We start from the raw sequence: 12,995 nt of genomic DNA on the forward strand, positions 1-12,995 counted from the left end.
GCGATACTAGAGCGGGATATCGACTGCCACTACGGGTTCGGAAAGATCGCTCTCGGTGCACCTTGCGCGGACAAAAACCCGCCGGGTACCGTCTGGTAGCGCGACCTGATGCAGGCTGCGGGTAAACGGCTGCTCGTTCACATGCGGATGGCGCAACGTACGCGTCGCCAGCACGGTGCCGTCCTCAGCCAGAATATCCCAGCGATCGGCGTAATGATCCCAGCCGGTGTCGCCATGCTGGAGCGTCACAGAGAATTGCCAGCCCATGTCATCATGCGCGACGGTTACGCCTGTCACCACAGGTGCCTCTGCCAATGCGGCGACGGGTATAACGGCAAAAAGGGCGACGCTGAGAATCGATTTCATACAGCCTGTATACAGATCCCATTGGCGCGCGCACAGGGCCGCGCCATGCCTTGCCTTGGCCGGGCGGTCACAATACCGTGGGTGTCTAGAGGAGGATGGTCCATGGACATGCCCGTACCCGACGCTGCCATCGTCACTGGCAAAGAGCGCATCGTTGCGAGGCTGGCGGCAGCATTGCCGCCCGGCACAGTCATATCCGACCCTGCGGAGACGCGCGCCTATGAATGCGATGGATTGGCGGCCTACCGCTGCGCGCCGCTTGCCGTGATCTTGCCGCGCACGACCGCCGAGGTATCGGCGGCGTTGAAAATCTGCCATGAAATGCGCGTTCCTGTCGTGCCGCGCGGCGCCGGTACGTCGCTGGCCGGAGGCGCGCTGCCGACCGCTGATTGTGTTATCTTGGGCATCGCGCGGATGACCGAAGTGCTGGAGGTCGATTTGGACAGCCGCATTATCCGTGTCGAAACGGGGCGCACCAATCTGGCGGTGACAGGCGCTGTCGAAGAGCATGGATTTTTCTATGCACCCGACCCCAGTAGCCAGCTGGCCTGCGCCATAGCTGGCAATATCGCGATGAATTCGGGCGGGGCGCATTGCCTGAAATACGGTGTGACCACGAACAATCTGCTGGGTGTAACCATGGTCATGATGGACGGCACAGTCACCGAAATCGGCGGGGCTTATCTGGATGCAGGCGGGCTGGACCTGCTGGCGCTGATCTGCGGCTCCGAAGGGCAACTGGGCGTCGTGACCGAGGCGACCTTGCGCATCCTGCCAAAGCCTGAGGGCGCGCGCCCCGTGCTGATCGGATATGACAGCAACGAGGTCGCCGGCGCCTGCGTGTCGGATATAATCAAGGCAGGCGTTCTGCCCGTTGCGATCGAATTCATGGACCGCCCTTGCATCCGCGCGACCGAGGCGTTTGCGAGTGCAGGATACCCCGATTGTGAGGCGCTTCTGATTGTTGAGGTCGAAGGGAGCCCGGCGGAAATCGACGAACAGCTGGCGATAATCCTTGAGATCGCCCGCCGCCATGACCCGGTGGAACTGCGCGAAAGCGCATCGCCCGCGGAGAGCGCGCGCATTTGGCTGGGCCGAAAATCAGCGTTTGGTGCGATGGGGCAACTGGGCGATTACATGTGCCTCGATGGCACAATCCCGGTCAGCCAACTGCCCTTTGTGCTGCGCCGGATTGGCGAGTTGAGCGAGGAATACGGCCTGAAGGTCGGCAATGTGTTTCACGCCGGCGATGGCAATATGCACCCGCTGATCCTCTATGACGCCAACACGCCCGGCCAACAGGAGCTGTGTGAGGCGCTGGGCGCCGAGATCCTGAAGCTGTGCGTCGACGTGGGCGGCTGCCTGACAGGCGAGCATGGTGTAGGCATCGAAAAGCGCGACTTGATGGAATATCAATACGCGCCGGACGATCTGGAGATTCAGATGGCGGTCAAGGATGTGTTTGACCCCAGCTGGCTGCTGAACCCGGCCAAGGTGTTTCCGCTGGGGGCCAGCGCGGTCCGTCGAATGGCCTCTGCGTGATGGGTCAGAGATTCGCGCCCGTAGCGACCGTTTTTTGGATATTTAAGGCAAGAAGAAAGTGATGCGTCCCGAAACCGAAGCAGAGTTAGCGCGCATGATTGCGGGCGCAAACGGCCCCTTGCGGATTGTCGGCGGCGGCACGCGCGGCTTTGGCGCGGGGACAGGCGAGGCGCTGTCGACGGCGGGGCTGAGCGGCGTGACCCTTTACGAGCCGGGCGCGCTGACGCTGGTGGTGCGCGCGGGCACACCGCTTGCTGAGGTCGAGGACGTGCTGGCCGCCGAGGGGCAGCGTCTAGCATTTGAGCCGATGGACCACCGCGAACTGCTTGGTACGTCCGGTGTGCCGACGATTGGCGGAATGGTTGCGGCGAATGTTTCGGGGCCGCGCCGGATAGCGATTGGAGCGTGCCGAGACTTCCTTTTGGGCGTGCGCTTTGTTGATGGCATGGGGCGCGTGTTGAAAAACGGCGGCCGTGTGATGAAGAATGTCACTGGCTATGATCTGACGCGGCTCATGGCAGGCAGCTATGGCACGCTGGGCGTGATCAGCGAGGTGTCGCTGAAGGTATTGCCGATCCCGCGTGCCTCGTTGACCTTAGCCGTAAGCGGATTGGACGGGGCGCGCGCCGTGACGGCGCTGTCGCAAGCGCTGAGCTCGCCTTTTGAGGTGTCGGGCGCAGCGCATGTGGCGGCGGGCAGCATGCGCACCCTGATCCGCCTCGAAGGCTTTGAGGCGTCGGTGGCCTACCGCGCCGATCAACTGCGCGCACGGCTGGCCGAATTTGGCAACTGGCAGCTGGAGGAAGATTACGCGGTATGGCGAGAGATCCGCGATGTTTCGGCCCTTCGAGGTGGCGGCGATGTCTGGCGTGTCTCGGCGCGGCCAACGGATGGGCCTGTGCTGGCGGCAAGAGTGCCCTGCGCGGATGTGGTATATGATTGGGGCGGCGGCCTGATCTGGCTGCGAGTGCCCGAAGGGACGGATGTGCGCGCGGCGCTCGGTAACTTTGCAGGCCATGCGACGCTGGTACGCGCGGCGCCGGAGGTCAAGGCGCGCCTTGGGGTGTTTCATCCAGCAACGCCGCCCATTGCCGCCATCGAGGCAGGGCTGCGCGCGCGATTCGACCCGCGCGGCATCCTCAACCCCGGCCTCATGTCACCGCGAGAGGGAGCCGACTGATGCAGACGCATTTTACGCCCGAGCAGTTGGCCGATCCCGATACCGCGCAGTCTAACCAAATCTTGCGCGCCTGTGTGCATTGCGGATTTTGTACCGCGACATGCCCCACATATCAGATACTTGGCGATGAATTGGACAGCCCGCGAGGGCGCATCTATCTGATCAAGGATATGCTGGAGAACGACCGCGTGCCAGATGCCAAAACGGTCAAGCATATCGACCGCTGTCTGTCGTGCCTGGCTTGCATGACGACCTGCCCGTCGGGCGTGCATTACATGCATCTGGTCGATCATGCGCGGGCCTATATCAACGAGCATTACAAGCGACCGCTGGGTGATCGCGCCCTGCGCTGGATGCTGGCGCGAATCCTGCCCTATCCTACGCGCTTTCGCCTCGCGCTTCTGGGGGCCAAGGCGGCGCGTCCCTTTGCCCGATTGATGCCCGATCCACGGCTGCGGGCGATGCTGGAAATGGCGCCAAAGCGTATTCCGCCGGTTAGCCGCAATGACGACCCGCAAACGCATTCCGCGCGCGGTACCCCGCGTAAGCGCGTTGCGCTGATGACGGGCTGTGCACAAAAGGCACTGAACACCGACATCAATGACGCTACGATTCGCCTGCTGACGCGGCTGGGTTGCGACGTGGTGGTGGCTCGCGGTGCAGGCTGCTGCGGTGCGCTGGTGCATCATATGGGCAAAACCGGGGAAAGCCACGCAGCGGCGGCGCAGAACGTCCGCGCTTGGGGCGCTGAGATGGATGCAGGCGGCCTGGATGCCATCGTCATCAATACGTCTGGCTGCGGCACAACGGTCAAGGATTACGGGCATATGTTTCGCGAAGATCCGCTGGCGGAGCAGGCCGCGCGGGTATCTGGAATTGCGATGGATATCAGTGAGTTGCTGATGCAGCTGGACATGCCGGAAGCTGCGCCAAAATCGCAGGTCGTCGCCTATCATGCCGCGTGTTCGCTGCAGCATGGGCAGCAGATAAAGACCTATCCCAAAGACCTGCTGCGCCGCGCCGGATTTACCGTGACGGAGCCTGCGGAAAGCCACCTGTGCTGTGGATCTGCCGGCACCTACAACTTGATGCAGCCTGAGATTTCAAAGCAGCTAAAAATGCGCAAGGTAAAGGCGCTGGAGGCACGAACGCCCGATATCATAGCGGCGGGCAATATCGGATGCATGATGCAGATCGGTAGCGCCACGGACATCCCTATTGTCCATACTGTCGAGCTGCTGGATTGGGCGACGGGCGGTCCTTTGCCCCCCGCTCTTGCCAATGTGCCAAATCGTGCGATTGGCGCCTAAGTTTCGCCCCAAACCGCCGCTATCTCGGCACGAACAAACATAATTTTCCGGAGATACCGCATGCTGCGCACCCTGCTTTTCGCCCTCTCGCTGGGCCTGACTTGGGGTGGCGCACCGATTCCCGGCCATGCGGAGGAGTCAGCGCTAAAGCGCCTTGATACCGGCGACGATGGGCGCGGCTGGGAGGCTGTAGGCCGGCTAGAGCTGGCTGGGCGCGGGTTTTGCACCGGGGCGCTGATTGCGCCGGATTTGGTGCTGACGGCTGCCCACTGCCTGTTTGATAGCGAAACAGGCGTTCGGCTAGACCACGAAAAGATCGAGTTTCTGGCTGGCTGGCGCAATGGACGAGCCTCGGCCTATCGCTGGGTCAAGCGCGCTGTCGTACATCCTGATTATGCACATGACGGCGAAGTCGTGGCCGAGCGGGTGCGCAATGACGTTGCCCTGCTGGAACTGCGCCAGCCCATCCGTAACGCGCGGGTCGAGCCATTTGACACGGACAAGCGCCCGAAGCCCGGCCAGCGGGTCGGCGTGGTCAGCTATGCACGTGGACGCTCTGACGCGCCGTCCTTGCAGGAGGTTTGCGAGGTGATTGCACGGCAAGAGGGCGTGCTGGTCATGTCTTGTGACGTCGACTATGGCAGCTCAGGCGCGCCGATATTTACCTTCGACGGGGGCGCGCCGCGCGTCGTATCAGTCGTGTCTGCAATGGCCGAAGTGGACGGTAAAAAGGTATCGCTGGGCACCCAGTTGCAAGCACCATTAGAGGTGCTGAAGGCCGAGTTGGCCGCCGGCATGGGCGGACGGTCCGGCGTGGGGCCGTTTATGGCCGAGGTTGGCACGGTGCGCGACACCGGCGCCAAGTTTGCCAAACCATGAGGGTACGGGACGCGATATATGCCGCGCTAATCTGCGCGCCAATTCTGTCGCTGGCCGCTCCGGCGCTGGCAGGCGGGCTGATCCGGCTGACAGACCGCGATGATCTATTCGGCTGGGAGGCTGTGGGCCGGCTAGAGCTAGAGGGCAAAGGATATTGCACCGGCTCGCTGATCGCACCTGATTTGGTCCTGACAGCGGCGCACTGCGTTTTTGACGATGCAGGCGCGCCCATCCCGCCTGAGCGAATTTCCTTTCGCGCCGGGCTTCGCGATGGTGTTTTCATCTCTCAAAGCGGGGTCGCGCAGGTCGCAGCGCACCCGGATTATACCCCCGGCCCGCGTGTGACCAGCGACATGGTGCGCCATGATGCAGCCCTGTTAAAGCTGTCTCAGGCAATCCCTGCTGCGGTCGCCAGTCCTTTTGTCTTGGCTGGTGCTGAGGCGCGGCAGGGCTTGCGCGTGAGCGTGGTCAGCTATGGGCGGGGCCGCGATGCGGCGCTGTCGTGGCAGCGCGATTGCGGCGTAACCGGCGCGGGGCGCGGCCTGCTGGCATTCGATTGTGACGTCACTTTCGGTTCGTCCGGGGCGCCTGTGTTTTCGCGTAGGCAGGGGCAGCGCGCGCGCATCGTTTCGCTGATCTCTAGTGGGGGCGCGGATATCGCCTATGGCATGACATTGCCCGGCATCGTGGCCGACCTAAAGGTAGCCTTGCGCGCCGCGCCGCGCCAGCAAGTTGCCAGTCCGCGCCGTGTGCAAGTTGGTCAGGGCGGCGGCGCGATGGGTGCCAAATTCCAGAAACCGTGAGGCGTGTGGCCGGACTTGAAACCGCGCCGAGCCTTACCCAAATATCACATGCCGGATGCCGCAAGGGTCCGCGCATCTAACCGCCTGTCCCATGTGGGAAGGCATATCATAATGGTATCGCTCAATGGAGGATGACCCATGCGAAACTTTGATTTGGCCCCGCTATACCGGGCCACTGTCGGCTTTGACCAAATTGCGGACGTAATGGACCGCGTTTTGACCGCGGACACCGCGCAGCCGACGTATCCGCCCTATAATATCGAAAAGATGGACGATGACGCGTGGCGCATTTCCATCGCCGTTGCAGGCTTTGCCGAGGATGATCTGTCGGTCGAGCTGCGAGAGGGCGCGCTGATCGTTTCGGCCCGCAAGGCGGATGACGGCGAGGCGCGTACGTATCTGCACCGCGGCATCGCCACCCGCGCATTCGAGCGGCGCTTTCAACTTGCTGACCACGTCCGCGCGCTGAATGCCACTCATGCGGATGGGATGCTGCATATCGACCTCGTGCGCGAAGTGCCCGAAGCGCTGAAACCGCGCCGGATCGCGATCGAACGCCGTTCTGATAGCGCACGGGATGCCGAAAACGCGAAACCCGTTAACTGATACGCGTAACGCCCCGCCGGATAGCCGGCGGGGCGTCATTTTAGTATGGCATTAGTCTGAAACTTAGACTGACATGCAGATGTATTTCATCTCCAGATAATCTTCGATGCCGTGGTGGCTGCCTTCGCGGCCCAGACCCGATTGCTTGACGCCGCCGAATGGCGCGACCTCAGTCGAGATGATGCCAGTGTTCACACCGACAATGCCATATTCCAGCGCTTCGGCCACCTTGTAGACGCGGCTCAGATCGTTGGCATAGAAGTAGCTGGCAAGGCCAAAGATTGTATCGTTGGCCATCGCGATCACATCATCCTCGTCCTCAAACTTGAAGAGCGGCGCTAGTGGGCCGAACGTCTCGTCCGTGGCGAACTGCATGTCCTGCGTCGCGCCCGTGATGATGGTGGGGGGCAGGAAATTCCCCTCACGCTGCGACGGCTCACCGCCGCCCATGATGACGGTGCCGCCTTTGGATTTCGCGTCGGCCACATGCTCTTGCACCTTGGTGATCGCGTCCTTGTTAATAAGCGGGCCGAGCGTGACGCCCTCGTCCATGCCATCGCCCATCTTCAGCTTTTCAACGGCTGCCTTCAGCTTTTCGGCGAAGGTGTCATAAACGCCGGCCTGCACATAGATGCGGTTCGCGCAGACGCAGGTCTGGCCGTTGTTTCGGAACTTGCACAGAATCGCGCCCTCAACGGCGGCATCCAAATCCGCATCGTCGAATACGATAAAGGGTGCGTTGCCGCCCAATTCCATCGAGCATTTCATGACCTGATCGGCGGCCTGCTTTAGCAAGATGCGACCAACTTCGGTGGAGCCAGTGAACGTCAGCTTGCGCACGGCAGGATTCTCGCAGAACTCCTTGCCGACGTCGGACGACCGCGAGGACGTCACGATGTTAAAGACGCCCGCGGGGATGCCCGCACGGTCGGCCAGAACGGCCATGGCGGTGGCCGACAGCGGCGTTTCTGCCGCTGGGCGTCCGACAAAAGCACAGCCAGCGGCAAGCGCGGGTGCGGCCTTGCGCGTGATCATCGCATTGGGGAAGTTCCAAGGCGTGATGGATGCGGCAACGCCGATGGGCTGCTTGATCACCATAATACGCTTGTCCCGCTGGTGGCCGGGGATCGTCTCGCCGTAGATGCGCTTGGCCTCTTCGGCGAAAAACTCGATGAAGGACGCGCCATAGGCGACTTCGCCCTTGGCTTCGGCCAGCGGCTTGCCTTGCTCGGCGGTCAGGATGGTGCCCAGATCATCCTGATGTTCCATCATCAGGTCGAACCATTTGCGCAGCACATTTGCGCGCTCCTTGCCGGTCCACTTGGCCCATTCCTTTTGCGCCTTTTCGGCGGCGGCAATCGCCTCACCGACCTGAGCGCGGCTAAGGTCGGCAACCTTGGCCACGACGTCCCCGCGCGCGGGGTTCATCACGTCGAACGTGGCATCGCCGCTAACCCACTTGCCGTTCACATAGGCCTTGTCGGCCAGCAGGCTGGGGTCCTTGAGCAGGGATTTAAGGTCTGTTTTGCTCATGTCATGCATCCTTTTCGGTTTGTATTGGCTTTCCGCCTGAATCTGCGCAAGGCAAAGCACCTTGCGACGGTCTTGTCCAGATAACGCGCGCGGGCATCGGTCAGTTCACGCCCAGATACCGGCTAAGCACGCGGGACCACGCATCGCTTCGCAGATAGGTCAGCAGGGCGCGGTTCATCGGCTCGCGCAATTCGGAATCTGTAGGCAGGGCGATGCCGTAATCCTGCCGGCCTATGGCGTCGTCCAGAATCTGCACCTCACTTTCGAACTCGTTAAGCGCGACGTATTGCATCAGCGGCTTGTCATAGACGAACGCTGCAATCTTTTCGTCCAGCAGCGCCTGCAGGCCGTCTTCGATGCTATCGTAGCGCGCCAGACGAATACCGCGCGCGGCCATTTCCTCGGCCCCCGTCGTGCCGGTGACGACGCCGACGCGGTGCATTTTCAGATCCGACACCCCTTGGATCGAATTGCCCAGGCTGCCGACGGTCAGCGATGCCGCGATGGCGGCGGTAAAGCTGGCGACGATCAGCATAGCAGTAAACATCCAGATCACGCCCACGATCCGCCCGCCCAGAGTGCGCGGCGACTTGTCACCGTAGCCGACTGTGGTCATCGTGACCGCCGCCCACCAGAATCCATCGCCCAGACCTTGGGCCGTGGAGCGGGGGAATTCCTCGTTGCTGCGCCGTTCAAACGCCCAGACGGCGGCGCCGGCAGCCAGTAGAACGGTCGAAAGCGTGGCAATCGCGACCGCGAACTGCCAAGTAAAGAGGTTCTTTACCACCTGAAACCAGCCACTTCCGGCGTCTGGGTTTATCGCGATACCAAGGCCAGTCGTGTAGTAGGGAAAGGTGAAATCCAGCTTGGCCTCTCGCGCGGGCGTGATCGTGATCGCGGCGATGGCGGCGTCGACTTCGCCATCCTCCACTGCCGCCAGCATTCCGTCCAGCGTATCCTCTCGCCACTCGATGGTGCGGCCTAGATCGCTTGCGATGGCGGTCATCGCGTCAATGGCAATACCGCTCCATTCGCCGCCCGCCCCGACAAAGGCGAAGGGCGGTGTATGTTTGGTTGCGACGATGAGCGGGCCTGTCTCAGCGGTGGCTTGCTCGGCTGCGTCCTCTGGCTGCGTCTCTTGGGTCTGTGCTTGCGGCACTTGGGTATCTTGTGCAGCGATCGGCGCCGGGCTGATCAAGATTGCAAAGAGCAGGGCCAGCGCAAGAGCAGGGGCGCGTGTGGCAAATTTTATCAAGGTGCGAAGTCTCCGGTAGTGGCGATATTTTCGGTCTTATCGGTATTTGGGCCAAAAGGTTCAAGGGTCCAGCCCTAAGCTGACTTGCCGAACCTGCCATGCCAGCACGGCAGTCTATCCCCCTGTGCGGGCCGCGCCAGATAGACCGCGCGCGCGATCGCCCGCGCAAGGCAGGTCGCGGCGGCGTGGCCTAGCAGCATGGTGTCGCCGGCAGCATCAAGAGGCCGGGTTCCGGTGCTGGCAGCGAATACCAGATCGCCGTCCATTAGCGTGTGCGATGGCAGCAGCGCGCGCGCCATACCGTCATGCGCAGCAATCGCCAGCCGCGTGCATTGTGATTGGTTCAGCGCGGCATCTGTCGCGACGATGGCGATGGTCGTGTTACCGCCAGCCAGCTTTGTGCGTGGCAGATGCACGTCGCCAAAATAGCGCGCAGGGCCCAGCCCGCCGAATTCGCCCTCTATCTCGAACGGCGCTGCCCAGAAATGCGGGCCGTCCGCGACGGTGGCCGATCCGAGCGCATTGACCGCGACCAACGCACCGACAATGTGCCCCGATGGCAGGATAATCGAGGCCGAGCCGAGACCGCCCTTCAGCGTCGCTGTCGTGGCACCCATGCCAGCACCTACGTTGCCCAGATTGAAACGCGTATCCGCCGCCGTCAGCGCATCCTTGCCAAGCTGCTTGTAGGGATTTTGTGCCCAGTCCTTTTCCCCGCCATTCAACAGATCAAAGAGGATCGCGCCCGGGACGATCGGTACGCGAACGTCGCCAACGGCATATCCTCGCCCTGCTGCGCGTAGCGCATCCGCGGCGCCCGACGCCGCGTCTAGCCCAAAGGCCGAGCCGCCCGACAGCACCAACGCGTCTACTTGTTGCACGGACCGATCCGGCGCCAGCAGATCCGTCTCGCGCGTGCCGGGCGCACCGCCCATGACGTGCACGCCTGCGGTGAAGGGCGCATCAGCAACCAACACCGTCGCGCCAGATTTTAGCGCCGTGTCCCCGGCGTTGCCGATACGCAGCCCCGGCACGTCGGTGATAAGGTTCATCGGGCCTGTGCGAGCGGTCATGTGCGGGGTGTCCTGCATCCATTTCATTTAAATATCTTGCCAGAATACACAGCATCGGCAACAAAGACAGCAGGCCGAGGCGGTGGCGCCGCTTCTCCGATTCGGAACAAGGCCGCTTGCAATCCAACAGTCCTGAACGCCGGGACCTTTCTTTTCTTAGGAGGGTCGAAATGACTGAACGTCCAGAAATGTATCGCTTTCACAATGGTGAAAAGGCTCAGCTGCAATTCAGTAGTGCCGAATATGACGCGCGCCTCAAAGGTCTGCGCGCGCGCATGGCCGACTTGGGGGTCGACGTCGCCGTATTCACCTCGATGCACAATATCGCATATTATTCGGGATTTCTTTACTGTGCCTTTGGTCGCCCTTGCGGCCTTGTCGTCACGGCCGATCAGGATGTGACCATTTCCGCTGGTATCGACGCGGGACAGCCCTGGCGCCGCTGCCATGGCGACAACATTACCTACACCGACTGGCAGCGTGACAACTACTGGCGCGCGATCCTGTCCGTATGCGGCGAGGGCAAAGTCGTCGGCTTTGAGGCCGACCATCTGACGCTGTTGCAAAAGTCCAAGATGGACAGCTTCCTCAAGCCGTCGAAATTGGTCGATATTGCGCCGACGACAATGGTTCAACGCATGCACAAGAGCCAGGCCGAGCTGGACCTGATCCGACGCTGCTGCAAGGTCGCGGACGTGGGCGGCTACGCCGTCAAGGACGCGGTCAAGGTCGGCACGCGCGAGATTGACGTGGCCATTGCAGGCCGCGATGCGATGGAGCTGGAGATTGCCAAAGAGTTCCCAGATGCGGAATACCGCGACAGCTGGGTCTGGTTCCAGTCAGGCATCAACACCGACGGCGCCCACAACCCCGTCACCGCGCGCAAGTTGGAGACAGGCGACATCTTGTCACTAAACACCTTTCCGATGATTTCCAGCTACTATGTCGCGCTGGAGCGGACGATGTTTGTCGGCGAAGTCGATGATGCATCGCTGAAGATCTGGGAGGCGAATATTGCCGCGCATGAGTACGGCATGAGCCTGCTAAAGCCCGGCGCGTCCTGCTCGGAGATCACGCACAAGATCAACGACTTCTTGCAGGAGCGGCAGTTACTGCAATACCGCACCTTTGGCTACGGCCACAGCTTTGGTATCCTGTCGCATTACTATGGCCGCGAGGCGGGACTGGAGCTGCGCGAGGATATCGACACAGTGCTGGAGCCCGGCATGGTCATCTCGATGGAGCCGATGCTGACCATCGCGAACGACCAGCTCGGTGCAGGCGGCTACCGCGAGCACGACGTGCTCATCATCACAGAGGACGGCAACGAGGACATCACCGGCTATCCCTACGGCCCGGAATTCAACGTCGTCGGCTAAGGCTTGATATGATCGAATGAAAGCGGGCGGCCTATCGTGGCCGCCCCTTTTTCGTCCCGATAGCGGTGAGGCCACCAAGCTCGGCACTCGCAGGGCTTGCACTCATCTATTTCCATGTTCCACCGTTCCGCATTACAAAGGGATAACGCGCACCTTCGAGAGGAAGATCATGCTGGCACTGGCAAAGCTCGTCCTCATCGGAGGGGCCATTCTAACGGTGCTTTATATTGCGCTGTCGATCTGGTCCCGGCGCACTAGGCGCGGCAAGCTGGAGGCCGAATGGCTGGTATCAGGCAGACCCGGCGACGAGGACGAATTCGTCGACGCAGGTCTAAAGGAATATGACGGATCGGTGAGGCGAAAACTGATTCTGGGCGTTTACGTGGTGCCGGTCGCCGTTATCGCGACGATTGTATATTGGACGAATTTCAAGTGAGGGGGCCTGAATGGTCTATTTAAAATGGGTTTTCTGGGGCGTGTTTTGGGCGGTAATCATTGGATTTCTGCACTATACGTTGCCGCAGCATGACATCGCGCGCATCACCGACACCTATGAAAAGCGCGTCGATTTCGGTGAAAACTCGATCTTCTGGGCGAATTCGGATTCCGGCAATGCCGCTGCGCCGACCAATCGCGACGTATTTTTCATCCAAGCGTTTCGGACCAACGGCAAACCGATGATTTACCGCAACGAGGATACCGGCTGGGGCTGGCCGCCTTACTTCAAGTTCGACACGTCGAATTTGCAGGCCGAGGCCTCGGACCTGATGTCCAAGCGCAGCGCCAGCGCCGCCCAATGGGTGTCGATCACGCACTACGGCTGGCGCAACGAGTTCCTCTCGATTTTCCCCAACGCGATCTCGGTCAAGCCTGTCTCAGGCCCGGATGTGACGATCATCCCTTGGTTCAACATTATCTTGCTGACCGTTCTAGCCGCGCTGTTTTGGGGCATCTGGGCGCGCTGGCGCAAGTTTCGCACCCGCCGCGAGAAGCGTAAGGTCGATGAATATACCGAAGGCTGGGGCTGAGCGCCGTTAAAAAACGGCCTCCCGGCATCAGGCCAGATTGC

General features: G+C 61.4%; 13 protein-coding genes. 9 read left to right on the top strand and 4 right to left on the bottom strand.

From position 1 onward, the window contains the following. Window positions 1-6: 6 nt before the first annotated feature. On the bottom strand, window positions 7-366 hold the full coding sequence (locus MK6180000_RS00285) for a hypothetical protein (RefSeq protein WP_138932900.1): 360 nt from the start codon (window positions 364-366) through the stop codon (window positions 7-9). Between the two features lie 102 nt (window positions 367-468). Between MK6180000_RS00285 and MK6180000_RS00290 the strand changes: the two genes are divergently transcribed. From MK6180000_RS00290 to MK6180000_RS00315, 6 genes are all read left to right on the top strand, one after another. Then, window positions 469-1,908, top strand: a complete 1,440-nt coding sequence (locus tag MK6180000_RS00290) for an FAD-linked oxidase C-terminal domain-containing protein (protein WP_138932901.1) — start codon at window positions 469-471, stop codon at window positions 1,906-1,908. 61 nt (window positions 1,909-1,969) lie between these two features. Further along, entirely contained in the window at window positions 1,970-3,088 is a 1,119-nt protein-coding gene (gene glcE / locus MK6180000_RS00295) for a glycolate oxidase subunit GlcE (RefSeq protein WP_138932902.1), read from the top strand. After that, the gene (gene glcF, locus MK6180000_RS00300) at window positions 3,088-4,398 is read left to right on the top strand and encodes a glycolate oxidase subunit GlcF (RefSeq protein WP_138932903.1); all 1,311 of its coding nucleotides are present in this window, start codon (window positions 3,088-3,090) and stop codon (window positions 4,396-4,398) included. Before glcE ends, glcF begins: the two co-directional genes overlap by 1 nt. Window positions 4,399-4,458: 60 nt before the next feature. Further along, window positions 4,459-5,277, top strand: coding sequence for a trypsin-like serine peptidase (locus tag MK6180000_RS00305; protein WP_138932904.1), 819 nt, complete (start codon window positions 4,459-4,461; stop codon window positions 5,275-5,277). Then, on the top strand, window positions 5,274-6,080 hold the full coding sequence (locus MK6180000_RS00310; protein WP_138932905.1) for a trypsin-like serine peptidase: 807 nt from the start codon (window positions 5,274-5,276) through the stop codon (window positions 6,078-6,080). Before MK6180000_RS00305 ends, MK6180000_RS00310 begins: the two co-directional genes overlap by 4 nt. 138 nt (window positions 6,081-6,218) lie before the next feature. Continuing rightward, window positions 6,219-6,686, top strand: a complete 468-nt coding sequence (locus MK6180000_RS00315; RefSeq protein ID WP_138932906.1) for an Hsp20 family protein — start codon at window positions 6,219-6,221, stop codon at window positions 6,684-6,686. A gap of 63 nt (window positions 6,687-6,749) precedes the next feature. Here MK6180000_RS00315 and MK6180000_RS00320 read toward each other — a convergent pair whose 3' ends face one another. From MK6180000_RS00320 to MK6180000_RS00330, 3 genes are all read right to left on the bottom strand, one after another. Next, a complete protein-coding gene (locus MK6180000_RS00320) occupies window positions 6,750-8,219 on the bottom strand; it encodes an NAD-dependent succinate-semialdehyde dehydrogenase (RefSeq protein ID WP_246040382.1) in 1,470 nt (489 codons plus the stop codon). Window positions 8,220-8,319: 100 nt separating this feature from the next. Continuing rightward, window positions 8,320-9,474: a transporter substrate-binding domain-containing protein gene (locus MK6180000_RS00325; RefSeq protein WP_138932908.1), complete on the bottom strand. Its 1,155-nt coding sequence runs from the start codon at window positions 9,472-9,474 to the stop codon at window positions 8,320-8,322. Window positions 9,475-9,548: 74 nt separating this feature from the next. Then, window positions 9,549-10,547, bottom strand: coding sequence for a P1 family peptidase (locus MK6180000_RS00330; RefSeq protein ID WP_138932909.1), 999 nt, complete (start codon window positions 10,545-10,547; stop codon window positions 9,549-9,551). 170 nt (window positions 10,548-10,717) lie between these two features. On the opposite strand from MK6180000_RS00330, the gene MK6180000_RS00335 reads away from it, so the two are divergent. From MK6180000_RS00335 to MK6180000_RS00345, 3 genes are all read left to right on the top strand, one after another. Then, window positions 10,718-11,926: an aminopeptidase P family protein gene (locus MK6180000_RS00335; protein ID WP_138932910.1), complete on the top strand. Its 1,209-nt coding sequence runs from the start codon at window positions 10,718-10,720 to the stop codon at window positions 11,924-11,926. Window positions 11,927-12,095: 169 nt separating this feature from the next. Beyond that, window positions 12,096-12,362: a hypothetical protein gene (locus MK6180000_RS00340; protein WP_138932911.1), complete on the top strand. Its 267-nt coding sequence runs from the start codon at window positions 12,096-12,098 to the stop codon at window positions 12,360-12,362. 10 nt (window positions 12,363-12,372) lie between these two features. Next, entirely contained in the window at window positions 12,373-12,954 is a 582-nt protein-coding gene (locus MK6180000_RS00345; RefSeq protein WP_138932912.1) for a DUF1523 family protein, read from the top strand. Window positions 12,955-12,995: the final 41 nt, after the last annotated feature.

The organism is Roseovarius arcticus, assembly GCF_006125015.1.
Lineage (GTDB): Bacteria > Pseudomonadota > Alphaproteobacteria > Rhodobacterales > Rhodobacteraceae > Roseovarius > Roseovarius arcticus.

Bases quoted from the DNA above. Each gene is read 5' to 3' on its own strand.
- MK6180000_RS00285 (WP_138932900.1), bottom strand. From the start codon at position 366: ATGAAATCGATTCTCAGCGTCGCCCTTTTTGCCGTTATACCCGTCGCC.
- MK6180000_RS00290 (WP_138932901.1), top strand. From the start codon at position 469: ATGGACATGCCCGTACCCGACGCTGCCATCGTCACTGGCAAAGAGCGC.
- glcE (WP_138932902.1), top strand. From the start codon at position 1,970: ATGCGTCCCGAAACCGAAGCAGAGTTAGCGCGCATGATTGCGGGCGCA.
- glcF (WP_138932903.1), top strand. From the start codon at position 3,088: ATGCAGACGCATTTTACGCCCGAGCAGTTGGCCGATCCCGATACCGCG.
- MK6180000_RS00305 (WP_138932904.1), top strand. From the start codon at position 4,459: ATGCTGCGCACCCTGCTTTTCGCCCTCTCGCTGGGCCTGACTTGGGGT.
- MK6180000_RS00310 (WP_138932905.1), top strand. From the start codon at position 5,274: ATGAGGGTACGGGACGCGATATATGCCGCGCTAATCTGCGCGCCAATT.
- MK6180000_RS00315 (WP_138932906.1), top strand. From the start codon at position 6,219: ATGCGAAACTTTGATTTGGCCCCGCTATACCGGGCCACTGTCGGCTTT.
- MK6180000_RS00320 (WP_246040382.1), bottom strand. From the start codon at position 8,219: ATGAGCAAAACAGACCTTAAATCCCTGCTCAAGGACCCCAGCCTGCTG.
- MK6180000_RS00330 (WP_138932909.1), bottom strand. From the start codon at position 10,547: ATGACCGCTCGCACAGGCCCGATGAACCTTATCACCGACGTGCCGGGG.
- MK6180000_RS00335 (WP_138932910.1), top strand. From the start codon at position 10,718: ATGACTGAACGTCCAGAAATGTATCGCTTTCACAATGGTGAAAAGGCT.
- MK6180000_RS00340 (WP_138932911.1), top strand. From the start codon at position 12,096: ATGCTGGCACTGGCAAAGCTCGTCCTCATCGGAGGGGCCATTCTAACG.
- MK6180000_RS00345 (WP_138932912.1), top strand. From the start codon at position 12,373: ATGGTCTATTTAAAATGGGTTTTCTGGGGCGTGTTTTGGGCGGTAATC.